This is a genomic window from Pseudomonas sp. SZ57 (assembly GCF_009495975.1).
Lineage (GTDB): Bacteria > Pseudomonadota > Gammaproteobacteria > Pseudomonadales > Pseudomonadaceae > Aquipseudomonas > Aquipseudomonas syringae.
The window spans coordinates 255983-282238 of sequence record NZ_WIBD01000002.1 but is presented as its reverse complement, the minus strand read 5'-3'; the positions used below and the strand labels follow the sequence as shown (position 1 = coordinate 282238).

At 55.8% G+C, this 26256-nt stretch carries 17 protein-coding genes and 4 pseudogenes; 9 read left to right on the top strand and 12 right to left on the bottom strand.

What is annotated here, in order from left to right:
- Positions 1–23: 23 nt before the first annotated feature.
- From GE543_RS01340 to GE543_RS01300, 9 genes are all read right to left on the bottom strand, one after another.
- Positions 24–896, bottom strand: coding sequence for an ABC transporter permease (locus GE543_RS01340; RefSeq protein ID WP_003410575.1), 873 nt, complete (start codon positions 894–896; stop codon positions 24–26).
- Positions 896–1840: an ABC transporter permease gene (locus tag GE543_RS01335; RefSeq protein WP_004417667.1), complete on the bottom strand. Its 945-nt coding sequence runs from the start codon at positions 1838–1840 to the stop codon at positions 896–898. The genes GE543_RS01340 and GE543_RS01335 overlap by 1 nt, the downstream gene beginning before the upstream one ends.
- Before the next feature lie 28 nt (positions 1841–1868).
- Positions 1869–3371, bottom strand: a complete 1503-nt coding sequence (locus GE543_RS01330) for an ABC transporter substrate-binding protein (RefSeq protein ID WP_153220301.1) — start codon at positions 3369–3371, stop codon at positions 1869–1871.
- Positions 3368–4501 carry an ABC transporter ATP-binding protein gene (locus GE543_RS01325; RefSeq protein ID WP_371927064.1) on the bottom strand — a complete coding sequence of 378 codons (1134 nt, stop codon included), beginning with the start codon at positions 4499–4501 and terminating at the stop codon, positions 3368–3370. The genes GE543_RS01330 and GE543_RS01325 overlap by 4 nt, the downstream gene beginning before the upstream one ends.
- Positions 4498–5514, bottom strand: coding sequence for an ABC transporter ATP-binding protein (locus GE543_RS01320; RefSeq protein WP_153220299.1), 1017 nt, complete (start codon positions 5512–5514; stop codon positions 4498–4500). Before GE543_RS01320 ends, GE543_RS01325 begins: the two co-directional genes overlap by 4 nt.
- Positions 5511–6248 carry a FadR/GntR family transcriptional regulator gene (locus GE543_RS01315; protein ID WP_003401136.1) on the bottom strand — a complete coding sequence of 246 codons (738 nt, stop codon included), beginning with the start codon at positions 6246–6248 and terminating at the stop codon, positions 5511–5513. The genes GE543_RS01320 and GE543_RS01315 overlap by 4 nt, the downstream gene beginning before the upstream one ends.
- 289 nt (positions 6249–6537) lie before the next feature.
- Entirely contained in the window at positions 6538–6900 is a 363-nt protein-coding gene (locus GE543_RS01310) for a hypothetical protein (protein ID WP_003410564.1), read from the bottom strand.
- The gene (locus GE543_RS01305; RefSeq protein ID WP_153220297.1) at positions 6897–8261 is read right to left on the bottom strand and encodes an acyclic terpene utilization AtuA family protein; all 1365 of its coding nucleotides are present in this window, start codon (positions 8259–8261) and stop codon (positions 6897–6899) included. The genes GE543_RS01310 and GE543_RS01305 overlap by 4 nt, the downstream gene beginning before the upstream one ends.
- Entirely contained in the window at positions 8262–9554 is a 1293-nt protein-coding gene (locus GE543_RS01300) for a CitMHS family transporter (protein WP_153220295.1), read from the bottom strand.
- A 131-nt stretch (positions 9555–9685) separates the two neighbouring features.
- Here GE543_RS01300 and GE543_RS01295 point away from each other — a divergent pair, with 131 nt between their 5' ends.
- Together GE543_RS01295 and GE543_RS01290 are read left to right on the top strand one after the other, a co-directional pair.
- Positions 9686–10585, top strand: a complete 900-nt coding sequence (locus tag GE543_RS01295; protein ID WP_153220293.1) for a LysR family transcriptional regulator — start codon at positions 9686–9688, stop codon at positions 10583–10585.
- Between the two features lie 67 nt (positions 10586–10652).
- Entirely contained in the window at positions 10653–11180 is a 528-nt protein-coding gene (locus tag GE543_RS01290; RefSeq protein WP_153220291.1) for an NUDIX hydrolase, read from the top strand.
- Between the two features lie 154 nt (positions 11181–11334).
- On the opposite strand, the gene GE543_RS01285 is transcribed toward GE543_RS01290, so the two are convergent.
- The gene (locus tag GE543_RS01285) at positions 11335–12171 is read right to left on the bottom strand and encodes a PhzF family phenazine biosynthesis protein (RefSeq protein WP_032698902.1); all 837 of its coding nucleotides are present in this window, start codon (positions 12169–12171) and stop codon (positions 11335–11337) included.
- Between the two features lie 2042 nt (positions 12172–14213).
- On the opposite strand from GE543_RS01285, the pseudogene GE543_RS01280 reads away from it, so the two are divergent.
- Positions 14214–15364: pseudogene (locus GE543_RS01280) on the top strand (tyrosine-type recombinase/integrase).
- A 268-nt stretch (positions 15365–15632) separates the two neighbouring features.
- Here GE543_RS01280 and GE543_RS01275 read toward each other — a convergent pair.
- A pseudogene (locus GE543_RS01275) lies at positions 15633–16571 on the bottom strand (hypothetical protein); the annotation flags it as partial.
- Between the two features lie 15 nt (positions 16572–16586).
- Positions 16587–19523 carry a DEAD/DEAH box helicase gene (locus GE543_RS01270; protein ID WP_057406808.1) on the bottom strand — a complete coding sequence of 979 codons (2937 nt, stop codon included), beginning with the start codon at positions 19521–19523 and terminating at the stop codon, positions 16587–16589.
- A gap of 310 nt (positions 19524–19833) precedes the next feature.
- Here GE543_RS01270 and GE543_RS01265 point away from each other — a divergent pair.
- From GE543_RS01265 to GE543_RS01240, 6 genes and pseudogenes are all read left to right on the top strand, one after another.
- Positions 19834–19995 (top strand): annotated as a pseudogene (locus GE543_RS01265) (transcriptional regulator); the annotation flags it as partial.
- 169 nt (positions 19996–20164) lie between these two features.
- A complete protein-coding gene (locus GE543_RS01260) occupies positions 20165–22522 on the top strand; it encodes a type I restriction enzyme HsdR N-terminal domain-containing protein (RefSeq protein ID WP_057406807.1) in 2358 nt (785 codons plus the stop codon).
- 17 nt (positions 22523–22539) lie between these two features.
- A pseudogene (locus GE543_RS01255) lies at positions 22540–22978 on the top strand (hypothetical protein); the annotation flags it as partial.
- 364 nt (positions 22979–23342) lie between these two features.
- Positions 23343–23867: a hypothetical protein gene (locus GE543_RS01250; protein ID WP_144435850.1), complete on the top strand. Its 525-nt coding sequence runs from the start codon at positions 23343–23345 to the stop codon at positions 23865–23867.
- Between the two features lie 140 nt (positions 23868–24007).
- Positions 24008–24676: a hypothetical protein gene (locus GE543_RS01245; RefSeq protein WP_122220012.1), complete on the top strand. Its 669-nt coding sequence runs from the start codon at positions 24008–24010 to the stop codon at positions 24674–24676.
- 470 nt (positions 24677–25146) lie between these two features.
- Entirely contained in the window at positions 25147–26205 is a 1059-nt protein-coding gene (locus GE543_RS01240; RefSeq protein ID WP_153220289.1) for a P-loop NTPase fold protein, read from the top strand.
- The last annotated feature ends 51 nt before the right edge of the window (positions 26206–26256 follow it).

The following is a 26256-nucleotide window of genomic DNA, read 5'->3' as shown; positions in this document are numbered from 1 at the left end:
CTCTTTGGCAGAAGACGAAAGGTTTAGCCCTTGGGGTCCAGCGCATCGCGCAGGCCGTCACCCAGCAGGTTGAAACACAGGACCGTGATGTAGATCGCCACGCCAGGCGCAATCGACATCCACGGAGCCTGCTCCATGAAATTCTTCGCAGTATTGAGCATCGAGCCCCAGGACGGCGACGGCGGTTGCTGGCCCAGGCCGAGGAACGACAGGCTGGCTTCGGCCAGAATCGCCGAGGCGATGGTCAGCGTTGCCTGTACCACCAGCGGCGACATCACGTTGGGCAGCACGTAACGCAGGATGATCCAGCGATCCGGCAGACCGATGGCGCGCGCACCTTCGAGGTAATCCTCGTGCTTGATCGACAGCACCTGGCCGCGGGTCAGTCGGGCAAAGATCGGCATCGCGGACAGGCCGATGGCGATCATCGCGTTGGTCAGGCTGGGGCCGAGAAAGGCGCCCAAAGCGATGGCCAGCACCAGAAACGGGCAGGACAGCAGCGCTTCCATGACTTGCGAAATGATCATGTCCAGCTTGCCGCCAAAGTACCCGGCCAGCAGACCCAGCGGCACGCCGATAAACATGGCGATGGCCACCGAAACACCACCGGCCAGCAGCGAGCTGCGGGCGCCATACAGCAAGCGCGAGAACAGATCGCGCCCCAGTTCGTCGGTGCCCATCCAGTAGATCAATGAGGGCGCCTTGCGTACCGCGAGGAAGTTGGCTTTGAGCGGATCATGGGGCGCAATCCAGGGCGCCAGAACCGCCGCCAGGACAAACAGCAACAACACCGCCGCGCCAAGCACCGCGCCTTTGTTGGCCAGGAATTTCTTCAGAAAAGGCGAGCGACTGCGGGGCAGTATCGCGCTGTGCGAGAGGCTGGCAATAGCGGTCATCAGGCAGTCCTCAGACGTGGGTTGATCAGGCGATAAAGCACGTCGGCCAACAGGTTCAACATCAGGAAGCCAATCGCGACACACAACACCACGCCTTGCACCACGGCGTAGTCACGGTTGAACACGGCGTCGACGATCATCTTGCCGAACCCCGGAATGCTGAACACCTGCTCGGTCAACACCGCACCGCCGAGCAACTCGCCGAACAGCAATGTCGTGAGGGTGATGATCGGCATCAACGCGTTGCGCAGCGCATGCTTGAGAATCACCGTGCGCGGGAACAATCCCTTGGCCCGGGCGGTGCGCACGTAGTCAGCGCGCAGTACTTCCAGCATGGCGCTGCGGGTATGGCGCATGAGAATCCCCGAAAGCCCGGCACCCAATACGAAGGCAGGCAGGATCAGGGTCTTCAGGTTTTGCCCGAAGTCCTCGCCCATCGGCACGAAGCCGGAGGCGGGCAGCCACTGCAGTTTCACCGCAAAGACCATGATCAGCAGAATGCCCAGCCAGAAGTGCGGAATGGAAATCCCCGACAGCGCCACCACGTTGGCCCCGTAATCCACGGCGGTGCCTTTGCGTACCGCCGAAATGATCCCGGTGGGAATGCCGATCAACAGCGCAATCAGCAGGGCCAGCACCGCCAGCTCAATGGTCACTGGCAGTTTCGACGCCAGCAGCGTGGTTACCGGTTGCTCGGTGCGCAGCGAAGTGCCCAGATCGCCGGTCAGCACGTTGCCGACCCAGTTCAGGTACTGCAACGGGATCGGGTCATCGAGCCGGTACTTGTCGCGCAGGTATTCCATGACCGCCGGATCGCGCTCTTCCCCGGCCATGGCCAGCACCGGGTCACCCGGCAGCAGCTTCTGCAGGGTGAAGACGAACAGCGAAACCAGAATCAGCGTCGGGATCGAGCTGAGCAGGCGTCGCAGGATGAACATCAGCATACCGGAACCTCGCAGGTGCGCCCGTCAGTCATTGCTTGAACGCGACATTGTTCAGACGAATCAGACCATCCGGGTTAGGGACGAAACCGGTCACGTTGTTACGCATGGCAATGATTCGCGGGTCGAAATACAGGTAGGCGGTCGGTACTTCATCGGCCAGCAAGCGCAGCGCGTCGTTGTAGAGTGCCTGGCGTTGTGCAACGTCGTTCACGGTGCGCGCCTTGTTGAGCAGTTCGTCGAGCCTGGCGTTGCAGTACTTGCCGTCGTTCTGACCGCCTTTGCAGGTCACGAACTGATGGATATCGCCATCCGGATCAGGACGGCCTGACCAGGCGCTCATGCCGATCTGGAAGTTGCCGCTCGCCTGTTCGCTGAGCATCGTCGCGTATTCAGTAGCAATCAGGTTGACCTTGAAGCCCGCTTCTTCAGCCATGGCCTGAATGATCTGCCCGACCTGTTGCGCGATGGGGTTGTTGGCCACTTTCAGGTCCACCGCCAACGGCAGTTTCACGCCGGCCTGAGCCAGCAGCGCCTTGCTTTTCTCGATATCGCGAGCCGGGATCGGCAGTTCCTTGTCGTAATACGGGCTGTTTTTCGGGAACGGCTGAGCGCTTGGCGCGTACAGACCCTCGAACACCACTTGGTTGATGGCATCGCGGTCGATGGACAGCTCAAAGGCCTTGCGTACGCGCTTGTCCTTGCCCATCGGCGAGTTGGCTTTTTCACCGTTGCCGATGTTGAACATCAGCTGCATGTAGCCCAGGCCGGGTGTGTTGTAGATCGCCAGCTTGCTGTCGGCCTTGACGGTTTTCACATCGGTTGGCGCAACACGCTCGATGATGTCCAGGTCGCCGGAGCGCAGGTTGGCCAGGCGCACCGAGGTGTCCGGAATCGGCAGGAACACCACTTTGTCGAAGTGATACGCCTGTTTATTCCAGTAGTTGTCAAAACGCTCCAGCACGATTCGATCCTGCTGCACGCGCTGGACAAATTTGTAAGGGCCGGAGCAGACCGGGTTGGAGGCGAACTCGCCTTGCGCGGCTTTCGGCGCGAGCATCATCCCGGCACGGTCCGATAGCTGAGAAACCAGCGTGGCATCGGCTTGCTTGAGCTTGATGGCGACGGTTTTTGCGTTTATCACCTCGACGCTGTCCACCGAGGCCAGCTCGCTTTTGCGCAGCGAGTCGGGGAGGGTGCGGGCGCGGTCGAGGTTGAACTTCACCGAGGCGGCATCAAAAGGTTCGCCATCGTGGTACGTCACGCCTTCGCGCAACGTCATGGTCAGGGTTTTACCGTCTTCGCTCCAGTTCCAGGCAGTGGCCAGTTGCGGCGAGTAGGTCAGGTCCGGGTTGACGTCCACCAGTTTGTCGCACAGCGCGGTGTAGACCAGGCGGCCGGAGTAGGTGCGCGAACGATGCGGATCCAGCACATCGGGATCGTCCTGAATGCCGATGCGCAACGTCGATTCGGCGAAGGCAGCGTTGGCGGCCAGCAATAACAATGTTCCTGTCACGACGTGTGCGATTTTCATGGCTGGCTCTCCACTGCAAGGGATTGATGGTGTTTGAACAGATTCAGGCGCTGCGTATAGGCAGCGCTGGGTGTCGGAAGGATCAGCGTGGCGCTGCCTGCGTTGGCGATTTCGCGCCAGAAGTGGCAGGCGACCTGGCGTTCGGCCTCGACGGTTTCCATGACCGGCGCAGCCTCCTTGCACAGCGCACGGGCGTGCGGGCAACGGGTATGAAAGCGGCAGCCTGAAGGCGGGCGGCTGGGGCTGGGCATGTCGCCGCCCAGTAACGGACGTGGCTGGCGCAGGTCAGGGTGGCTGACCGGCACGGCGGCCATCAGTGCTTGGGTATAAGGGTGCAACGGGTTTTCGAACAGCGCGTCGACCGGCGCCAGTTCGACGATTTCACCCAGGTACATCACCGCCACGCGGTCGCTCATATGACGAATCACGGCCAGGCCATGGGCAACAATCACCAGGGTCAGGCCGAATTGATGCTTGAGGTCTTCGAGCAGGTTGACCACTTGTGCCTGCACCGAAACGTCCAGCGCCGAGACCGGTTCGTCACCGAGGATCAAGCGCGGCTCGGAAGCCAGCGCGCGGGCGATGCCGATGCGCTGGCGCTGACCACCAGAGAATTCATGGGGATGCCGACCGCCGTGTTCCGGAGCCAGACCTACCGTGCGCAACAACTCGGCGACTTTGGCCTGACGGTCGCTGCGGCTGGCTTTACTGTGCAGCCAGATCGGTTCGCCAACGATGGATTCCACGGTCATGCGTGGATTCAGCGAGGCGAACGGGTCCTGAAAGATGATCTGCAGGTCACGGCGTACCTGACGCAGCTTTTCCGGCGTCAGGTTGGCGAGGTTGCGGCCCTCGTAAATCACGTCACCCGCAGTCGGTTGCAGCAGGTTGAGCAGCAAGCGGCCAAGCGTGGATTTGCCCGAGCCGGACTCGCCTACCAGTGCCAGCGTCTCGCCCTTGCGGACTGACAGGTTGACTTCATTGACAGCCTGTACCGGTGGCTTCTTCGGCTGCAAAAGACCGCTTTCCACGGCGAAGTGCTTGCTCAGGCCGATGCCTTCCAGAATGGGTTTCTGCGCGTTGCTGTCGGGGCTGACGCGCCCGGCGATGTCTGGTTTGGAAAGGTTCACGCACTGACTCCCACATGCTGTTCCAAAGGCGCACGGATGCACGCGGCGAAGTGTCCGGGGGACAACTCAAGCAGCGGCGGGCGTTCGTCTCTGCATTGCTGGATCACAAACGGGCAGCGTCCGGCGAAACGGCAACCGCCGGGCATTTCTGCCGGCGTCGGCACTCGGCCGTTGATCGTTGCCAGGCGGCCTTCACGAGGACCGATCGAGGGCATCGAGCCCATCAGGCCGATGGTGTACGGATGCTGCGGATCGTCGAACAGGGTTTTCACCGGGCCGCTTTCCACGACGCGTCCGGCGTACATGACCATGACCTCATCGGCGACTTCGGCAACCACGCCCAAATCGTGGGTGATCAGAATCATCGCTGTGCCGGTCTCGGTCTGCAGGTTGGCGATCAGCGAGAGAATTTGCGCCTGAATGGTGACGTCCAGCGCAGTCGTCGGTTCGTCCGCGATGATCAGCGCCGGGTCATTGGCCAGCGCCATGGCAATCATGGCCCGTTGCCGCATGCCTCCCGAGAGTTCATGCGGGTAGGCGTCCAGCCGCTGGCGAGCGTCCGGCACGCGGACTTTTTCCAGCATGTCCAGAGCCCGCTGGCGGGCAGCCTTGTCTGAAAGGCCCTGATGACGCATCACACTTTCAGCGATCTGCTCGCCAATGGTGAAGACCGGATTGAGGGAGGTCATCGGCTCCTGGAAGATCATCGCCATGCGGTTACCGCGCACGTCCAGCAGCCGCTCTTCGGACATACCCAGCAAGGCTTCATCGATCAGCAGCGAGTCGCTGGCGCCTACCTTGGCCGTGGTCGGCAACAGGCCCATCAGGCCCATTGAGGTCACGCTCTTGCCGCAGCCGGACTCGCCGACGATGGCCAGGGTTTTGCCGCGCTTGACGGAAAACGACACGCCGTCGACAACATTGGCGGGCGCACCGGCAAAGCGGACGGTCAGGTCGCTGATGCTGAGCACCGTGCCGTCGCCGTTTTCTGTGAGGTGGGCAGTGGCGCTCATAGGCTGGCCTCCAGGTCTTGGTTGATGACGGTGTTCAGGGCCTGTTGCAGCGCACGTAAATGGCCGCGCATGGCGGTGGCGGCCTTGATCGGATCGCGGCTTTCAATGGCGCTGACGATGTCATCGTGATCGTGGCTGTAAGTGTCGAGGCGGTCGGCATTGCGTGCCCGGTGACGCAAGTCGCGCCAGGCCGGGTCCAGACGGATCGCATCGAGCATTTCGAAGATGTCCAGCATCAGCCGGTTACCCGCCGCTTCGGCAATGGCGCGGTGCAGGGCGCTGTCCCACAGCTCGATGCCCTCGGCATCGGTCTGCTCGGCGACCTGCTGGCGAGTGGTGCGCTCGGCGAGGCGGCGCAGAATCGCCATCTGTTCACCATTGGCCCGTACCGCTGCCAGTGAGGCAAGTGCCGGTTCCAGGTGCAGACGCGCTTCCATGACCTCGGTGAAATTGGTCCGGCCGGAAAGCCGCGCGAAGCTCATGGCGGCGCTGGGTGGCGTCGGTCCGACAAAAGTCCCTTTACCTTGTCGGCGCCAGACCTGGCCTTCGGCCTCCAGCACCGACAGGGCGCGACGAACTGCGCGGCGGCTAACCCCGAAATCGGCTGCCAGATCGCGCTCGGTAGGCAATGCCCGCTGGGGGAAGGCTGCATGCTGGGCAACGATCTGGCGCAACGCATCCAGCGCCAGTTTCGAAGAGTTGTCGATGGGAATGTCAGGGTCGAACCTTTGCATCGTGGTACTCGCGCCAGACCGAAAAAAGAGGCCCTGAGCTGCCCGCAGGCAGGGGTTCCAGGCAAAAGGGCTGGTGCAAGAGCGATGCCAATGAAAATTGGTTCGGTTGATTTTGAGCGACAAGATGACCAGCGACTGGCGACGATCAAGCCTGGCGGGCCAATGTTCAAAGGTCCGCCTGACTGGTACGCGACGTGCTGAGAGGATTGGTTCGCCGGTGGGTGAACCAATTTTTCAACTGGTACGGATTTGTTGCATGAATGCGTGCAGGGTGCGCCAAAGTGCGCCGCTAGGGGGGCGACCGAAGTGTTGCATTGGCCGGCGCGGCTTGCCACTCCAAGGCCAGATCGAGCAGTGCGGCCCCCAGCGCCTTGCCGTGGGCATCGAGCGCCAGTGACCGTGTGACTCCGCCACGCAGGATGCCGGGCAGGACGAAGTTGAGCGCACCTACACGCGGCAGTTCGTAGCGCCTTACGGGGTGGCCATTCAGGTCCAGCAGTTCGGCAAAGTGTTCAGTGACCCGCTCCACCGTCAGCAGCTCAGCCAGACGTGGATAATCGTCGATGTGAAAGGCAACGATGGAGATATTCGAGACGTCACCCTTGTCACCGGTACGTGTGTGCGCGATGTCCCGCAGTTTGGTGGTGTTCATGTCAGGTCCTCCAGGTGTACGTGCAGGTTGACGTGGTCTCTCGGCACAAACAGTGACGCCACCGCGACCACCTGGCGGACTGACTTGCTCGCACCGCCGCCGCCGTACGGGCCGTTGGTGTAGAGGGTTTCTACTTCATTGCCAACGCGTACCGCATCGTTTTTGTCCACGCAACGCGCGGCCACCCGAAGGCGTACCTCCCAGGGCTCGCCCTCGGCTCGCGCTCCTAGGTGACTTCCATGCAAGGCGTTAACGCCGATCAGCTCGGCTCGAATGTCCTCACATGCCACGCCTGTCAGGGCCAGACGTTTGAGCACGATGTCCTTCGCCAACTGTCCGCGAGCCAGCGCGCCGGGGCCGCCGTAGGACATTTGTCCTTCGCCGATCCAGCCATCGAGAAAACCCACTGACACCTTCAGCGTCTCGGGACGTGCGCGTCCGTTCGCCCCCTGAACGCGTACTTCGTCTCTCGCGATGGAATCGAAGGCCGCATGAGTGAAATCTGCGCTGACATCGGGCGTCAGGTAGGCGGCAGGGTCATGCACTTCGTACAGCATCTGCTCGGTGCAGGTGGCGGTATCAATGCGGCCACCGGAACCCGCCACTTTGCTGATAACGGCGTTGCCTGCCGCATCTATCTCGGCCAGTGGGAAGCCCAGGCGGTCGAGGTCCGGGACGTCTTTAAAACCGGGATCCGCGAAATAGCCGCCGCTGACCTGGCCGGCGCATTCGAGCAAATGCCCGACCAGGGTCCCGCGGCCCAGCAATGCCCAGTCGTCCTCGGCCCAGCCGAACTCGAACATTTGCGGTGCGAGAAACAGTGACGGATCGGCGACCCTACCGGTAACGATCACGTCAGCATCGGCGCACAAGGCCTGGATGATTCCTTCCGCGCCCAGATAGGCATTGGCCGAGATGAGTCTGTCGCCGATGGATCGCAGAGACTTGCCGTTGTCGAGGGTTTGATCGGGCTGCTGCAGCAGGGCTGCGAGCACGTCATCGCCTGTCAGCGCTGCGACTTTCAAGCCGGTCAGACCAAGCTCTTTCGCTATCCGGCGTATTTCGCTTGCGGCGCCAAGCGGATTTGCAGCCCCCATGTTGGTGATGATTCGCAAGCGACGGCGCGTACCGTCAACGCCTTTGCCCACAAAAGGCAAGACCCGGCGCATGCGCTCGCTCAGCAATGGATCGTAGCCTGCTGATGGGTCTGCCAGACGCGACTGTTGTGCGAGCGCAATGGTACGTTCCGCGAGGCATTCAAATACCAGGTAATCCAGTTGCCCATGCTCGGCCAGCTCGATCGCTGGCTCGATGCGGTCGCCGGAATAACCGGCCCCTGAACCAATCCGTATGGTTTTCATTCAGAAAACTCCTATGACCATAGCGGTCAGGGTCATGATGACCGAGGCCGCAAACAGGAAAGGGATAGTGAAGCGCTGATGGTCGGCCAGTTCGATCTTGCACAGCCCGACCAGCAGAAAGGTTGCGGGCGTCAACGGGCTGACCGGGAACCCGGTGGTATGCACGCCAAGCAGCGACGCTTGCGCGACCTGCATCGGGTCAACGCCGAGCGCTTTGCCGACCTCGGCGACCACCGGCATGATGCCGAAGTAGAAGGAGTCCGGATCGAAAAGCAGGCTCAGGGGCATGGATATAAAGCCTACGACGACCGGGATCAGCTTGCCGTGCCCGGCCGGGATCTGGCCCACGGCCACTTCTGCCATGGCCTTCAGCATCCCGGTGCCTTGCATGATGCCTGTGAACACCCCGGCAGCGAGCAGAATACTGGCCATGGTCAGGGCTGTTTTGGCGTGTGCGTCGATACGTGCCCGTTGTGCGTCAACGGCAGGGTAGTTGATGCACAAGGCAATCACGGTGCCGAGCATGAACATCACCACCGGATCGACAACCCCCGCGATCATCGCGCCCATCACCACCAGCGTCAGCAGCAGGTTGACCCAGAACAACCGAGGCTTGCGCAGTTCACGCTCGGCATCGCTGAGCACGCGTTGGTGGGGTTTTACATCAAGATTCTCGGGGCCCAGGCCAAGGCGTCGCTCTTCGCGCCGTCCCAGGAAAAACGCGCAGGTGAAGACGAAGATCAGTCCGACGATCTGCACCGGAATGAGCGGCTGAAACAGATCCGAAACCGGCACGTGAAGGGCGGCGGAAGAGCGCAACACCGGGCCCGTCCAGGGCAGGAAGTTGACCCCCGCAGCCATCGCCGTCACGCACGCCAGTATGCGTTTATCCATGCCAAGGCGCGTGTACAACGGCAGCATTGCGGGAATGGTCACGAGAAAGGTCACCGCGCCGGAGCCGTCCAGATGTACCAACAGCGCCAGCAGTGCGGTGCCCATGACGATGCGCGTTGGCCGCGTACCGACCCGTTTGAGGATGCGATCGATGATCGGATCGAGCATGCCGGCATCCGTCATGATGCCGAAGAAGAGGATGGCGAATACAAACATCCCGACTACGGGCGCAACGTTCTTTATGCCTGTGATGATGAAGCCACTGGTTTGCAGACCAAAACCAGCGAGGAGGGCGGCGATGATGGGAAGGGCGATCAAGGCAACCAGGGGAGATATGCGTTTGCTCATAATGCTGACGAGCATGGCAAGGATGGTTATCACACCAATTGTGGCGAGCATAGGCTGATCCTCTTTGGCATCCCTGTGCGCGGCAGCGACGAGACACCCTATTGTTGTTTTGCAAGAGTAATAGCAACGACGCTACGCTCTGTGAATTGAAATATTCAGTGGGTCATGTTCGGAAAAACAAAATGAAGAATTCGATCCAGCACATCCGCGCCTTCCTGTCAGTGGCTCGGACCGGCAGTTTTTCCAAGGCTGCAGCCGCTCTCAACTTGTCGCCGTCTGCACTGACCGTGCAAATCCAGCAACTCGAGGATTGGCTGGGCGTTGCCTTGCTGGAACGAAGCCCACGCCATGTCTGCCTGACCGGCGCCGGGCAAAATGCGCTGTTGCCCATGGAGAAACTGCTGCTGGATCTGGACAACATCGTTAACGCCGCGCGGGACATCGCAGCCTCACGACGCGGCTTGATCAGCATCGCCGCCTTGCCATCGCTGTGTTCCGGCGTACTGCCTGCAGTGTTGAAGACGTTTCGCGAGCGGTTTCCCGGTGTCGAGGTCAGGCTGCGAGATGTCGTCGCGCAGCGAATCGACGCGCTTGTACTAGAGCGCGAGGTGGATTTCGGATTAGGCGTGCAGGCTAGACCCACCCATGGGCTGGAGTTCAACGCCATCCTGGAAGACCGGTTGTGCCTGTTCGCTCCAAAAGACCATCCCTTGGCGAATCGCCGCGCAGTGAGACTGAACGAGATAGCTGGTTTCCCGATCGTTCTTACCGGCAGGGAAAGCAGCGTTCGCGATCTGGTCGAGCGAGTGTTTGCTGACGAGCAACTGCCTTTATCTGCGGGTCTGGAAGCCAATTACATGTCTACCGTGCTTGCTTTGGTCAGACAGGGGCAGGGCATTACGCTTCTTCCGGAGTCAGCGGACGATGGGCGGGGAGACCTGAGGAAAGTGCCAGTCGATCATCCGGGTGTTGTTCGGCAGATTGGGCTTATTACCCGTACGGAGCAAACAATGGCTCCAGCCGTTGTCGAATTTGTTCGGTTGCTGGAGGATCTGCGTACGCTCGGCCGACACAGCTGTTGACTTGCTATGGGTACAATCACGCAGACAACTGCTTCGAATTCTCCAGCTCACTTGAAATGAAGACCCCATGCAACTCATTACCGAAATCATTCATCCCGAACTGAAGTCCACACAGGGCAGAATATTCCGACGCCATGCGGCACGCGGCATCGTATTGCGGGATGAAAAAATACTTTTACTGTTCACTGAGCGCTATAACGACTTCAGTTTCCCCGGAGGCGGCCTGGATGCCGACGAGGACGTTGTTACTGGTCTGAAGCGTGAACTTGAAGAAGAGACGGGTGCTCGTGAAATTCAGGTGCTCCAGCATTATGGTTACATCGAAGAATACCGGCCCTATTGGAAGCCCCAGTATGATCTGATGCACATGACTTCGCATTTTTACCTGTGCGAAGTCGCGCACCAGTTAGAGCCTGTGAGGATGGAAAGCCATGAAATAGCCAATGGCATGCGGCCCGTGTGGATCAGCGTAACTGAAGCCATTGCCCACAATGAGGCTGTTATGCAGCGCCAGGAATCTTCGATGGGGCAGTCCATACAGCGTGAGACCTTTATGCTGAGAAAAGTCGCCTCAGAGTTGATCGTCCACCGGTGAGCGTTTTATGTCTGGGTAAAGTGTAAGAGGGGCGCTTGTTGGTGTTGATGAATAACTCAACTAAATGACTGTTTAGTTGAGTTATCCATCTCAGGGGGTTTAAGGCTGGGCGAGGGCGGTTGTTCGGCAGCTCGACCTGATGTTTAATCATCTGCTAAAAAGAGACCCGACCGGTAATGCATTTTTGAACCTCCCCACCAACCCAGATGCGCTCGCCAATTTGTTCCACCTGAATTCGTCCGTGACGCCCCAAAGCCGTACCTTGGCTGACGGTATATCGTTTTTGCATTAGTCCGGCTGGTATTAGCCATTGGGCAAGGCTGGCATTAAGGCTACCAGTAACAGGGTCTTCGGCAGACCTGTCACTAATGAAGGCTCGAACTTCAATATCAGCTCCTGCATCTCGCCCGATCCAAGGCGCAAAGGCGCCTACGTTTAAACCGTTCAGTGCTGCATAGTCTGGATGTATTGCCAACAATTCTTCACGCGAGCGCAGCATTACCACAACCCAACCCGGACCGTTGTCTGCCCATTGGCTCGCAATAATACGGTCAGGTGCAACACCCAATCCATCGATGATGCGGTGCAAAACATCGTCTTCAACCGCACCTCCACGCAGCAATGGTGGTGCCGCGAAAGCCAGGCGAGTGCCGTCGCGGCGGATGTTAACTAAGCCTGCACCACACTCCTGAACGACTTCTTTACTTTGCGAAAAACCATTATCCCCCAGCCACACGTAACAGCTACCTAAGGTAGGGTGGCCAGCGAAGGGAAGTTCACGCATTGGCGTAAAGATACGTACACGATAATCCGCATCAGGATGGGTAGGACGCATGAGAAATGTAGTCTCGCTGAGGTTTGTCCAACGTGCGAACGCGGCCATTTGCTCGGTGGTCAGATCATCAGCGTCGCATACGACTGCCAGTGCATTGCCTTCCAATGGCTTATTGGCGAATACATCAACCTGGTGAAAACTCAGTGTATTGGGCATAAAGCTCTCGTCGGTTGGTTTGCGTGGGAACGGTAACCCTAAATACATCGCAGGATACTGTCCACATAGACGCGAGTTTGCCGCCTTGCGAATACTCGGCGAAGAGCCGGTTCTTGCGTTCAGGAGCCCATGGTTGGATCTGGTTCTCGACCCCAGCGCGCTCTTGAGTGTTTTCAGGCTCGTGATAGATCAACGTGCAGTACGTTCGAGCTTCTGCTTTTTCGCGGTCGCCACTGGGACTGTTTGCAGGGCCCGGAAGCGGCGATTCAATCGCCGCGATGAAGTGTTTGCATGGCTTCTGAAATGCGGTGGGACTGGGCCAGGCTGCGTAACATCTTGTTACGCATAATGTATATTATGTTAAATTGTGTATGTCTCTGTGTCTGCTTATGTATAGCCGCCTTCACCAACCTCCTAGCTCGTGTAGCCTTGATGCGTTCGCGAAAGTAGTAGAAATCCACCCTGGGCTTCCCTGAACCCCGCGTCAGATATGACCTCCAGCGTTCTTGCCGGGCTTGCACAGGACGTCGATTTTGCAAAAATGTGTAGACACCAAATATCGAGCTATCACGTTGTTATACATGAAGATTATTGGATTCTAGTCCTGGTTTTCGTCCATTGACGGCATAGCCCTTTTTTGCAAAAACTACGAGAATGGTTGCGCACTCATCTACTCACCCAAAATAGCCTGAAAGCCCCGGATTGCGTGGCCTGCAGCCAATTTTTCACAAACGACGATAAACGCCCACCTTTCATTTACTAGGAGAGACGTCAGCAGGTTCGGGGGCTGGATTGCTCCCCAGGCAGCCCTAGCGCCTGCAGGCCTTGCTGTGTCGGCCTACTGGGTGTTTTTCCGCACTAACACCGGCACCTCCGACGCGACGTCAGCCCAGTAGGTACTGACGCGCTCAATCCACTCCCCAGCGCGGGGAGTTAGCCCAACATTGCCGCTCAACCACGTCATATCCACATGCGTGCTCCCGTGAATCCGCCTAGTTAAGGGCTGTTTATTCAATAACAAGTAGAATCGCCATTTTTTCAACAATCTGTAGAAGTGTTCATTGTTCACTAATCTGTAGAAACGTAAAATGCAAAAACCTGTAGAAAATCATTCTTTCCTAATTCACTCTGATGGAATGAGTACATGAGCTGCTCGCGCTGCAAAAAAATACCTGCTGCACATCTGCACAATCAAGAGTCTGTTGCGCACTTGTAGGTACTGCAATAAATTTTGGCCATCGAGAGGTGCATCTAAATTCAATGCCGTAAAGACGTGTAAGCCCGTGTAAAGAGCCTAGGTCAGCACTAATTTCAGCCACTCACTGAAAACTAAGTATTAACTCTATTGCCCACTACATTTATCTGTAATGGCCTGGCCGGCCATAGGCCAATGCTCACTGGCATTGCGGTCGATTTCGCGGCCGGCCCCTCTAATCTTCTCGACATTCCCTGCGCGGGCTGAGACTGTCCCCGCCAGCCGCCAGCCGCCAGCCGCCAGCCGCCAGCCGCCAGCCGCCAGCCGCCAGCCGCCAGCCGCCAGCCGCCAGCCAACGCCCGGACTCGGCCCAGGCAAGCCAACCCTAAGGGGGAGCCACAAAGCCAACCCACACCTCCCGGCAATCCCGGTACTCAATTTACGTCAAAACAGAGTGATGCAGACATCCAAACTGGTACTCTCAATTAACAAGCAAACCATATGATAAGAAATACCAGAAAATAGAGTAAACGCCTCGGATGAATAACCCCAGCGACAATATACTTTTAAACCGAATAATCGGATATCTCAGGCTATATCGCTAGTGCGACTTCAAGCTTAAGTCAAGACTTAAGATCGAATTCTATCGATCATGTACGTACCATGAGATTTGAAGAGCGGAGTTGCGCGCAAGCACAGAGAGGACTAGTATCGGACATTATCAAACGATCATTCTATTAATCAGCTGATGGCGAGGGCGGGATTGTGAGGCACATCCTTCTAACTTCCAGTTACTACCAATACTGGAAGTTTCTCGCTGAAGCTAATCACTCGGTAAAGCCTTCTAATGTCTCAACTGCCGCGGCCTATATTTGAGTCCTATGAGATCTTCATTGATCAATGACTTTAGTTCGCCTGAGCCTGGCATGGTGTGTGTTCGAGTTTACCTGGACTCATTTGAGCCCATGGTTGAGGCACACAAGGGTTACCTAGCTGTGCGTAGTTTTCTGAGGTCATTCTCGGACAACAGTTTCACCTTCACGTCTTACCGCACACATGTGGAACGATTGCTCCTATGGTCGATGCTTGTTAAGCGCAAACCATTTCAGCCTGAAATCTTCCAAAGCTGCTCGTCGTGAGAAGGAAAGCTGCGGTCAGCACCCAGGGGTGGAACTACCCGAGAGCTACAAAGCGTCTCAAGGCACCATCAATCAGGTGTACTCAATCAGTAGTCGTTTTTTCGAACATCTGGTCGAAGACGGAGCAGTTGCTGCCAATCCGTTCCGCATGATCAAGAAAAAGGGGCAGAATCGGAGCACTCCGCAAGAAGAAGGCGCTCATCGCGCATTGACGCCTCTTCAGTGGGACTACGTTCTGGAAACCGCTGAACAGATGGCGTTGACCGAACCTGAGCGTCATGAGCGAACGCTGTTCATCGTAGCTACCCTCTTCGCCATGTACCTTCGGGTTTCAGATATCGTCGGCAGACCTAATTGGCACCCGATCATGGGAGATTTTCGACAGGACGAAGAAGGAAATTGGTGGTACCACGTCATCGGCAAAGGCAACAAAGCCGGGAAGATTGCCGTTAGAGACGAGTACGTCACTAAATATCTCAAGCGCTATCGGCGTTTCGTTGGCCTGCCCGAGTTGCCACAGTGGGAGGAAAAGACACCCCTGCTCACTACGCTGCGCGGCAGATCAGGTCTTTCAGGACGACAGGTGCGCGCCCTCCTCCAGGCTGTTTTTGATAACGCGTTGTCTCGGATGCGAGATGAAGACCGAGAGGAGCACGAGCTGATCAGCCTTAAAGCTGCTTCTGCCCATTGGCTTAGGCACACGGCGGCCACGTTCGATGCGCCGCTGCGCAGTGCTAAAGATCTGCAGCTGGACTTACGCCACAGCAATCTCAGCACGACTCAGAATGTTTATTACCACTCCCATGATCAGGAACGCAGCCGATCGGTGAAGAAAATTGGCATGCGTGACAGGGGTTGAATTGCGCAGATGGGGATGGCCTGATCACCCACCTTGGAATCATTTGCCGAGCAGGAACCTCATTACCCATTCGAATAGCCCATAGTATTCTAGTGAGTCTCCAGTGATATTGATCCGCTCCATACACGATTTGATTGTTACCTCGCATGCGTGGGCTATGAAGCGCGAGATGATGAGCAAGAGCTACGACCAGCATTCACCAACTGATGCGTTCCCAACCACATTAGCCCAACCGCCCTCCTCTGGCGGGGTCTTAGTCCCATTTAGCTCAAGGCTTTAACCCACTATCCCCACGGCCAGCTTCCACTTTAGCTCGGTTGGCTTCTATGGCTCTCAACGATGCCGTCCCACCTCTCTTTGTAAGATCGATTCCGATAATCTTGATGTCCTCTACGTTGGGAAATTTCGAAGCGATAGTCAGCCAGTGCTCCTGCAGTGCTGTGACCAAACCCTCAAACCGTTGCCGGCCCTTATTTGGTGTCACCCAGGTAACCTGCACGCCATTGCTCACGAGCAAAAAAATGCCGCAGCTTGAACTGATATCGCGCAGATAGTCCCCATAAAGCTGGTTCTCGAACCGCTCGAAGTGCTCTGTACCACTCCAGTTTTGCGAAAGCTTCAGCTCAACAGGTGCCGGCGCGTAAACCTGGCTATTTTCGAATCGATAATCAGGGCGCTTGTCGTCGGCCAGCTGTTCCTCTTGCGGGATCACGTAGCGTACTGCAGCGCGCGCCCTCAGCCAGTCACCTATGAATTTGCGGATGGACGTTTCCTGACTAATAGGTAGCAAAAGCTCCGAGATGCTCGAGTCGCTGTCCTTCAAATCATGCTTCAGGTCGAGCAGACGATCTATCGCCAGATTCCAGAGTTCACGATGGGTGGACTGCGTGCTTTCCAGTGACTCGTGGAGTTCGATGACCTTGGCTGGCTCCCAAGGTGGCGTCTTCGAATCAGCGGTGGCCTTTTGCTGAGCAAAATATGCAGTCCATGGGCGTAAACGCTCAGCGGGATGTGAATGAGCAATTTCCTCCAGGTCATGAAAAGCTTCCTTTCCCGGCGTCTCGCGAATGAATGCTAGAAGTCCATCACGCGCGCTTTGGGCGTCGTCCCTCAGGCCTGGTGAATACACCCCTTTGCCTGCGCGATCAATATCATCTTCGAGTCGTACATGAGTGTGAGTCAACAGGTACAGAGACTTTGCATGCTGTGACTATGACTCAATTTACGGGCTAGTCACCACCTTCACATCCGCGGCCGACACGCTCTTGATGTACGAGTAAGTAGTACCGAGCACAGCTAGTTGGGCAGCTGAAATTTTCGACACCGAAACCGCAGGCTGCACTATCACAAATTTGAAGATCATCTCGTGGTCGTGGCACTTGTTTCGCAACAGTTCCAAATCCTTTGGTTCACCCTTCAGAATTCTGTCAAACCCTTTCGGTAGCGATTGCTGATATCTGTACATCAACCGATCAAAGAATTTCTCATGGGTATAGAGCCACTTGACCGAGCGTGATGCCTGACCGCAAACCTCATAAACATCCTCCACCTGCGCGCGGGGTTTTGCTTTCTGACCCTTTTTCGCTGGACAGAACTTGCAGTGGTACAGGTCGATTTGAATAGCGCCTTTGCTTTCTCGGATAGCTACCAAGTCCGCGATCTCACCATTACCATCGTCATTGAAAATGAACGAGTAATCATTCTGAATCTGGCCAAAAGTAAACCCTTGGACGCTTTTGGGGTTTCGCGCAGCCTTCATGGACTCAACTTGGATCGGGGTCGCCCCCCAATCCCATGCCTCGATAAGCTTCTCGGGCAGCTTGAGATCCAAGCTATTGGGGCTGTAGGAGCGGTAATTTCCTTCCACCATTGACCCATCTACCGCAAGCAGTACCAGTGGGTTGGCATCTAGGTAATGCTCAAGCGAGCTTTCTTCCGAGAAGATTATTTTTAGTTCTGGGCAACTGACCTTAAAGCCATCGTTCAGCAGTCGGATGGTGATCTCTGGGAGCTGCCGCTCACCATCAAGCGCTGCAGCAGAGACGGGAACGGTCAGGTTGAGGTCGTTGGTACGTTGAGGTTTACCTAACTCAACGTCGAGCAAATTAAACACTTCTCCTTTATAAAGCAGTGAAATTTTCTGCTCATTCTCGATCGCGATGGACTCTGGCCAATCTGCGTAGAACAGTCCCTGCGGCCACCGGCCTTCAATCTTATCCGAGCGCATTACATCTCTGAGCACATCTGAGGATTTTATCGATCCATCGTTGAGCTTCAGGGAAGCACGCTTGCACCATTCGATCCAGTAAATGACGCTCTCTGAGTTCATTTCCCAGATCTTACCCTTGTGAGAACAGCCCACCGTGGTGCGCTTACCGCCCTCAAAGCCAGAAGCAAAAATGTTAGACTTCTTAGCGGTACCATTTTCGATTTCAGTGATGATTGCGTTGATGTCTCGACCGACATGCATCGTGAATCTCAGATCTTTGCGCGCCCGGGAAAGGCCAACGTTCTGCAGCTTCATGAGCTTGATGTCATGCAGGGTTCGGAAAACCGGCTCTCCACTAATACGCCTCGCACCCTTGGCAACCAGCCCTTGAAAACGTGCTAGCTGCGTCTCATCGCCTGATGAGTGAAGGAACAGGGTCTTGTCCGGAGCATAGTAGTAGGCAAGATAAAGGAGCCAATTGGTATCTGCGATTGCCGAGGTTTGCGCCCACCCTACAGGGGTATCACGACGCGTGACCATTATGACGGTGTCCTGCTCATCATTGATGGATAGAAACTGCAGTTGCTCCCTTTTCTGAGAAAAATACTGAGCTTTTTCAGGCTGCCAACTTTCTTGTTCGGCATGGTAAGCGACCGCGCTGATTTTGGGATTTGGATTTAAACCCAAGATCGCCTCAGAGTCCGGGTCATCCGAGAATTGCCCGCTGAACGCCTCTTTTTCAATCTCCCGGGTGATCTTGTCATTACTTACGTCTCGAATTACGGCACTCCAATCAGCGCTCTCCTTGTATAGAGCGGCCATTTGGTAATCCGTCTTTTGATTTGCAATGTTCGAGACGAATTTGGCCTCCCCAAGGGTTGGGTCAACCCGTGTTAGTCGGCCGATAAATTGTAGAGTGACAGCTGGACTTCGATGCTGATCATGAATCGCCGCGATTTTGAGCTCAGGCAGGTCAAACCCCTCACCTAGCATGTCTACGCAGACGATGATCTTGTGTTTTTTTTCTACAATATCAGTCATCAGCTTGGCTCGATCAGGCACCTTGCTGTGTATCAGTACGGGCGCCAGATCTTCATGCGTTTTGTAAAGATCAAATAGGGCTGTAGCACGCGCTTGAGATCGTGCTCGCACCATTAGCAGATGGTTGAAACCCTGCGCTCGGTCAGTTCGCAGCAGCTCCACTGCCTTGTCAGCCACCGCTTGATCAGCCAGTTCCAGGTTGTACTCTCGTACAGCATGAAACTCGATCGATTTGAAATACCCGTCATTTTGGGCCTCCTTCAGCGGGTAGTTGTAGATGATCGTTCCTTCCAAGGGCTTGTTGTCTTCACGGAACGGGGTAGCGGTGAACTGCAGGCAGGGCTTCTGTTTGAATGCGATCTTCACCCTGCCCCAGGTCTGGGCGGCCACGTGATGCGCTTCGTCAATGATCAAGTGAGTGCAAAGATCGGCTAAGGCTTGCAACGCTTCTGCGTTGAAACGCTGCAACGATTGAGGGGTCGCGATCACAACATTTGCCGCAGCAAGCTGTTGTACATCTTCAACTGACATCCCTGAACGAACAGCTATTACTACAGGGTTGAGTGCCGTCTCGGACACAGCACCAATCTCGCGAAGCTTTTTGAGATCGCATTTCTTCAAAAGCTGGGATCGAAGAGCATCTGAAGGAACAAGCACAAGTGTCCTGGCCAACCTGCCTGCGATGAGCAGCCCAAGCATGGTGTCCGTCTTGCCGGTACCTGTTGGCATCACAACCGTCGCGGTCGTAGAGGGGGATGTTACAAGGTGGCCCAACGAGGCATACAGCGCGGCCAGCTGAGGTTTCCGCAGGCCAGCTGTATTGGTTTCTTGCACTGCAAGATTAAAATTGAAGAGATGGTGCTGCCAACTTTGGTAGACGTCTGAGTACTTCCCTGCCGATTCGGCCATCGCGCTAACTCCTTAAGAATAAATACGTACCGTACTGATGGCCACATACTATCATTGACTCAAGGCTTGGACTCATAGCTCGCGACACATGACACGCCAAACCAGTGGAACCTAGGAGAGCCACAAGGGCCAACACTGTAGGGCTCCAAAACATTTTTGGCGCGTCCTGAGGCTGATTAGGCGTTAAGCCTCTGATCCCCCTACTATCTCGCGAAGCTGGTGAACGTATCCTCCGCTGGCTGATGCGAATAGATCCGTTTCCGGCTGCGGCTAACATCAGCGTCACTGTCTCTCGTGATTTGGAGTAGCAATGTCGAAACTCGCAGAATTCCGCCAACTCGAACGTCACCTCGTCGACCAGCTCGTAGCGCTTGAGGCCATGAAAGGCGACAAGGGCCTGGAGCAGGAAATCGAATTTGAAACCAAGCTGCGCAGTCTCTTGGGCGAGTACAACAAGAGTCTGAGGGACATCGACTGAGTTGATGTTCATCTCAGGCTTGGTAGTCCAAGCTTCCAAGTTCGCCGTTTCGCTATTATCGCTACGGCGTCCCCACCTCGATAGCCTCCGACGGGGCCTGGAAGCAAATCGACGTGAGTATTGACACCCGCCAAGCGCTAACTCCGGTTAGAAGGATATCCAATTGAGCATCAAGCAGCTGACGACGGAACCTACTGAAGCTGAATTCGAGGCTAGAATTCGAGGCGCAATCGCGCAAGCTTTTCCTTGGCTCGGCCCGGCAGCGATTAAGCATCAGACAAAATTCTCTGTGCGCCTTGGGCGCAAAAGTATTGAAATTGATTCCCGCCCTAATGAAGCCCGAGCAGACATCATCCTCTACAGCGGTAGTCGGCCTCTTGCAGTGCTTGAACTCAAGCGTCAAGGGGGTGTTCTGACGGATGGAGATGTTGAGCAAGGACTGTGCTACGCCAAGCTAGTCAACCCGGTTGCGCCACTGACCGTTGTTAGCAACGGTGTGGACACGCAGGTGTTTAATACGCTGACAGGGCAACCCTGGGCTCCTGAGTCGCCAGATGCACAGACCTTGGATAACCTGTTCAAGAATATCAGCCACTTTGCGGCTGCTCAGGTGAACGAAGCAGTTTCAGCGCTACTCGGCAGCGATTCCAGGAGCTGGATACCCGCGATTAACGCTGTGACTAGGGAGCAGTTGGATGAGATGATGGGCGATTTGAATGACGCTCAGCTCCCCTTCGCCAGAGACTTCTTGCTTCCCCGGGCCGCTACGGTGTTGTGCCTCGATTATTTGAATCAAGGGAACCGAGTGGTGGTGCTTTCGGGCTCGCCCCTCAGCGGTAAGAGCAACGTGCTTCGCGATATCTGCCGGCACGTGGAAACTGATCAAACTGCGGGGGTACTTTTTGTCGAGGCGGCGCATGGTGTTGGAGTGATACAGCAGATCGCTGACGCCCTGGAGAAAACGCTGGAATGGCAGTTGAGCAAACAGGAGGTGCGCCGATGGCTGCGCAAGCGGTCAGAGAGCTCGGGATCAAAGCTCATTGTGCTTATTGACGATGTCTCTAGCGGAGATCCGGTCGTGCGCAAAGAGATCGAGGATCTGGCTTCGAGATACTACAGCTCAGGTCTTCAGGTCGTACTGGCCCTGCATGACAACGCGGCGGATGTCCTGCAAACCTCTGAGAACTGGCTGAGCCGGTCGCCTATTGGAAGAATAGCAGTGCAGGTTAGCGTTGAATCACTTAGCGACGACGAGTTCCAAGATGCGGAGCAGGCAGTGCTGGGAATGGGGATGGCATTCGCACCAGGGGCGCAGTTTGCTCCTGAATTACGAGAACCGTGGATATTGCGCTCCCTCGCAAGCATCGCGATCGACTCTGTCGAAGATGGAGAGGACGGCCCCCCGCATTCGCTACTTCAGCTGCCGCCGCTGCTGGGTGTCGATGTCATCGCACATGCCCGGTCTCGTTTCGATGATCCAGAGCTCAACAGGCTATACCAAGGCATGGCCACTGCGCTGATGCTTGATGCCGATGACAGGGCGCGCGATCCCTCGCTGCTATTGTCATCGATACATACGTTTATGGTTCGCCGCCGAACCTTGATTGAAGCTATGCAGCCTCGAGACGTTGACGCTCTCATTCAGAAGGGATTTTTGCGGGCGTTCAGGCATGCATCGGGGGATGAAATGCTCTACGTGCGAATGCCCGAACTGGTGGCAAGCGAACTCGCGCACCAAGTTGGGGACAAGCTACTTAGTGTAAAATCGGATAACACGACGGCGTATCTTCGGATGGTTGAAGAATATTCCAGTGTGTTGCCCATGGGTGACCTGATCGTCGCGCAGGCCCTGTTGGACGCGTCACGTAACGCGCCAGATCTGATCACGAACGTTATGCAAATCATTCGAGATCAACCCGTCCAGGCGGCACCGGTAGACGGCCTGCAAGCAGGCGCGATCATGCCGAACGGGCAGTACCTGACCATCGTCTTCGAGGCCGGTAATGCAAGTATCACGATCAACGGGAAAACGCGCCGACTGGAGGGTGTCGACCCCTCGGAATTCGGTTCCACCTATTCTTTTGTCTATTCATGGACGGTACTCGGTCATCTGATTAAGTACTTGATTGTCGACGTAGGTAATGAGTCGGCCGAGTTGAACGAGATCCTCCTACAGGCATGCCAGGCTCCCCTACCCCTCAGGAAACCCGACCTACGTTTTCTGCCGCAACAAGAGATAACCACTGCTTCGGGTAAGAAAGTGTCACTCATGCTGCCAGATCAAGGCTTTCTGGACTCTGTCACCTACTCGCTTCTGCCCTTGTTAAGCAGTGGGCGAGAGATTGCGGATGCCTGGATCACGCAAGCTATAGCCACTCACTCTATCCATCTGCTGGGCAGGATCTCGACTGCGCTGAAGGTGATTACACATTCGGCGGACTCTGCGCTTGCACAATGGGCCTGCGAGACGCTGCGTACACGGATATATCCTGAACAAAAGCTGTGGTTAGCAGGGGCATGACCGTGTGTACGGCAACGGCCCTTGCAAAAGGTGTGACCGACGAGGAGCCTCCGGAGACCGTCGACCGTGAGGCGCTTGAAGTACATGCGTATCGTGTGCTCCTGGGACGGCCTTACTCTGAAATGGCCGCATTCGCCGGATACGCGGGAGGCTTGTCCCCTTTCGATACACACCATGGGGTGAAAGGCTTGGAGTTTCCACGGGTCATGGTAATTATCAACGATGAAGAGGCCGGAGATTTTCTCTTCAGCTATGAAAAACTGTTGGGTGTAAAGGCCCCCTCAGAAAACGATAAGAACCAGCAGGCCGGTAAGGACGCGACGCTTACTGTACGTCACTTGCAGCAGGGCTGAGGAAAACCTCGCTATTGTCGTGTACACCTCTCATCCCGAAACTGCCATGCAGCGCGCTATCGAGGCCGGTTGGCTTACCGCTGAGGAAGTCGAGATTCTGTGATCATGGTGGTCAACCTAGTCCGTGGCTATTTGATCGCCCCATTTCCGGCGCAAGCGTTGATGGCTGCGGCTCCCCCCTCAAAATTATGGTTCAGCAATAATTATCGCTGAGCCATAATTCCAAATAACGCAAGCCGTAAGCTTTGCACTGTCCGAAATTTCGAGGTACTCATCAAGGACGATCCAGCATGCCCGAAACGCTCACCACATCAGAGACTACCCTATAGTTCGCAATGCTCGGTCTGGGCGAATGCGGCCCTCTCCGTAGATCGGCCATCCCTTGTGCGGGTGAAGCCCCTTGCCCTACCAAGCACCCCACCATCGACTCAATCTGCCGCTAAGCGTGGGACTGCGATCAGATGCGAATGGCAGCAATGGATTTGAAAATGACACACTCAACACTTAAGACTTGCCTACAGATGATGAATTTGAAAAAAATGCTGTCCGAAACACTGGCAGCAGCGACGATGGTTCTTGCCTCGTTCGCACTGAACGCAGTTCAAATGGCCCATGGCGAAGAGGCACCTGCGATGGCCAGGATTTACACCCCTGAGCCATATGAACTCAGCATGGGCACCTTTATAGGTGTTGCGCTTGAGAGCCTCGACCCGAACTTCGTCTCGGGTATGGTCTACCAGGATGTGTACGACCATTTCAACAACGTGGCCATCCATAAAGGGAGCCGCCTGTTCGGGCATGAGGTAAACATAGTCAACGGCCGCCATGACGTCCTCTGGACTGAGATCAAACTGGTCACCACTGGTGAGACTTACACCCTCCAACCGCCGTTGCCAGCTACATCTCCTCTAGGAGATCGAGGGCTGAAGGAGTTTCGACCAGCGTCCCTCGCCGGCGCGATCTTGAGCAATGACCTTCGCCTCCCTCATTGATGCGGCAGTCCACAGCGTCCTTAGGACGCTGCTATTGAAGCTGGCATACCATCCGCAATTGACAAACCATAGGCCTCATTTTGTTCAGCATATTCAGATGGCTCCAACGAGAGAAGCGTCATTCCACGCAGCCAAACTTCATGATGAGTGATGACTACAAGGATCTGCCCGGCAGCCAAGGGCCCTCAGTCGACGATGTTCGCTTCGAAGCGATTGAGTTTGAAAAAGCCGTTAAAGGCTACATTGAGCGCCATACCGGAGAATGGCCTAAGGATGTCGGGCTCGGTAAGCTGATCCGAAATGAGTTACATGAATACCCAATGCACCCTGAACTTCCCGATCTCTGGCCGAAATTTTTACAAGAAGCCAAAGAGCTCAAAGCCTTGCGCAATAAAATTGTGCACTCCGACCCTTCCGGACTGCCTACATTGTCCGACCTTTACGAGCGCTTCCATCGTGCAAACACGCTGCTACGTCCATTCGGGTTTGTGGGCAGTACTTCGCGAGACAAATTCTGTGAAATGGAGTGGAAAGGAGATCATCTTCACTTCAAGATAAATGACGCCTGCTACGCGCTTAACGGCCCGGATATCAACAACCTGCTCAGCGAGCTCGACCCATCGAGTCGTGGGAAAGTGCATTTTAAAAAAGGAAAGCTTGTTAGCTCCAAGATGCTGGATTACGGCTATGAGCGATGCACGTACTACATCGAAGAATGCGAGCCTTTCGAGCTGGTTGAGGAAGAGTCCATGGCACTTCAAGATTTACTGATCTGTTTTCTCAATGACCCAATACTGAAGTATCCGTAAATTACTGTACCGATTGGCACCTGTCGTGGCTCGAATGCTGTACTGTCCACGCAGGGATTTAAAGCTGACAGAGTCTTTCAAGGATGGCTGAAGATACTGAGATCGAACTGCCCATCATCGCATTACGACTTGCGCCAGGTGACGGTGTCCCTGTCCGTTGCGGGACAATGCTGCTGTTTGCGGGACAATGCTGCTGTTTGCTGGGCTGATCAAGCTTGATGGCGACCTTTCGAAAGCCTGTGAGCCATCAGATGAAGCTGAGGGGCCGGCCTTCATCTGACTGTCCCACAGCAACGACCTGGCGCACGCCACACCTATTTTAAGAATCGCAAAGATCTTGCGCAATGCAGGGGGTATCGTCTTGCTCAACTAGCCAGTAAAAAAGAGGACGACGATTTTCTACAGCGAAGCCTCGTGCGACGATACATCCATCGATTACCAGACCGAGCCCTTACTTCGCAGGAGCCTACATGACGATTGCCCGGTGCAAGCAAAACCTTCTTGCCGCGCTTGACGACCAAACCAACCGTGTCATCGCTCTTTCCGGCAAATGGGGTACAGGCAAAACTCATCTGTGGCAGCAGATTCGCGTTGAGTCCCCCCATCTATCCATCAAGAATGCCGCTTCAGTTTCACTATTTGGTGTCAGCACTATCAACGATCTAAAGATGAAGATCGCTCAGGCGCTGCTGCCTAGACTGGACAGCGACAAAGCCCTTACCGCAAGCGTCACCACTGCTCTCGTTGGGCTCAAAAAGCTCGCGAAGTCGTTTCATTCAGGCTTTGGCGCTTTGGATGAGCTTGCCCTGCTCGCGCTTCCAACCCTGCTCAAAGACAAGTTTATCGTCATCGACGACATCGAGCGTAAACACGAAAAGCTCAGCATCGACGAAATACTCGGTTTCATTGACGAATGCGTCCAGAGCTCCAAATCTCGAATCCTCTTGGTGCTCAACGACGACAAGCTCATCGACAGGAAGGTTTGGGACTTGTTCCGGGAGAAGGTAATCGACCAAGAACTGCGACTGGATACCTCTGCGGCTGAGGCGTTCGAAATTGCTCAAGGCCTTGTCCCGACGATGTGGCCTGCCGAACTCCAAGCAGCCACCACCGCCTGCCATCTCACCAACATACGAATTCTTTGCAAGGTGATTCGTGTCACCAATCGACTACTCGAAGGCAACGGCGAGCTGTCCGCCGAAGTCATCAAACGTGTCGTGCCGACGATCGCACTGTTGAGCACAATCCACTACAACGGCTTGGTTAATGGCCCAACCTTTGATTACATCCTGAGCTACGATGGTGCGATGTTTGCGACAGTACGGGCAATACGTAAACAGCAAGCGAACTATGAAGAAACGGATGAAGATACGCTCCACGAAGAGTGGGACGCGCTGATCAGAAGGCTAGGCATTTCACAGATCGGCGAGTTCGAGACAGTCGTCGTGGGAGTACTTCAAACCGGATTGATAGACACCGGAGCAATTCGGCGCTCATTGAACGCTACCAGCAAGACGGACGCATTCTAGCGACCCGCAATCATGTGTCATCTTTCTTCACACGTCTGAACTGGCATCCGG

Coding starts and splice junctions, on each gene's coding strand:
- GE543_RS01290 (WP_153220291.1), top strand. CDS start 10,653: ATGCAACTCATTACCGAAATCATTCATCCCGAACTGAAGTCCACACAG.
- GE543_RS01305 (WP_153220297.1), bottom strand. CDS start 8,261: ATGAAAACCATACGGATTGGTTCAGGGGCCGGTTATTCCGGCGACCGC.
- GE543_RS01300 (WP_153220295.1), bottom strand. CDS start 9,554: ATGCTCGCCACAATTGGTGTGATAACCATCCTTGCCATGCTCGTCAGC.
- GE543_RS01320 (WP_153220299.1), bottom strand. CDS start 5,514: ATGAGCGCCACTGCCCACCTCACAGAAAACGGCGACGGCACGGTGCTC.
- GE543_RS01330 (WP_153220301.1), bottom strand. CDS start 3,371: ATGAAAATCGCACACGTCGTGACAGGAACATTGTTATTGCTGGCCGCC.
- GE543_RS01250 (WP_144435850.1), top strand. CDS start 23,343: ATGGCAGCAATGGATTTGAAAATGACACACTCAACACTTAAGACTTGC.
- GE543_RS01285 (WP_032698902.1), bottom strand. CDS start 12,171: ATGCCCAATACACTGAGTTTTCACCAGGTTGATGTATTCGCCAATAAG.
- GE543_RS01335 (WP_004417667.1), bottom strand. CDS start 1,840: ATGCTGATGTTCATCCTGCGACGCCTGCTCAGCTCGATCCCGACGCTG.
- GE543_RS01340 (WP_003410575.1), bottom strand. CDS start 896: ATGACCGCTATTGCCAGCCTCTCGCACAGCGCGATACTGCCCCGCAGT.
- GE543_RS01315 (WP_003401136.1), bottom strand. CDS start 6,248: ATGCAAAGGTTCGACCCTGACATTCCCATCGACAACTCTTCGAAACTG.
- GE543_RS01270 (WP_057406808.1), bottom strand. CDS start 19,523: ATGGCCGAATCGGCAGGGAAGTACTCAGACGTCTACCAAAGTTGGCAG.
- GE543_RS01310 (WP_003410564.1), bottom strand. CDS start 6,900: ATGAACACCACCAAACTGCGGGACATCGCGCACACACGTACCGGTGAC.
- GE543_RS01295 (WP_153220293.1), top strand. CDS start 9,686: ATGAAGAATTCGATCCAGCACATCCGCGCCTTCCTGTCAGTGGCTCGG.
- GE543_RS01245 (WP_122220012.1), top strand. CDS start 24,008: ATGATGAGTGATGACTACAAGGATCTGCCCGGCAGCCAAGGGCCCTCA.
- GE543_RS01240 (WP_153220289.1), top strand. CDS start 25,147: ATGACGATTGCCCGGTGCAAGCAAAACCTTCTTGCCGCGCTTGACGAC.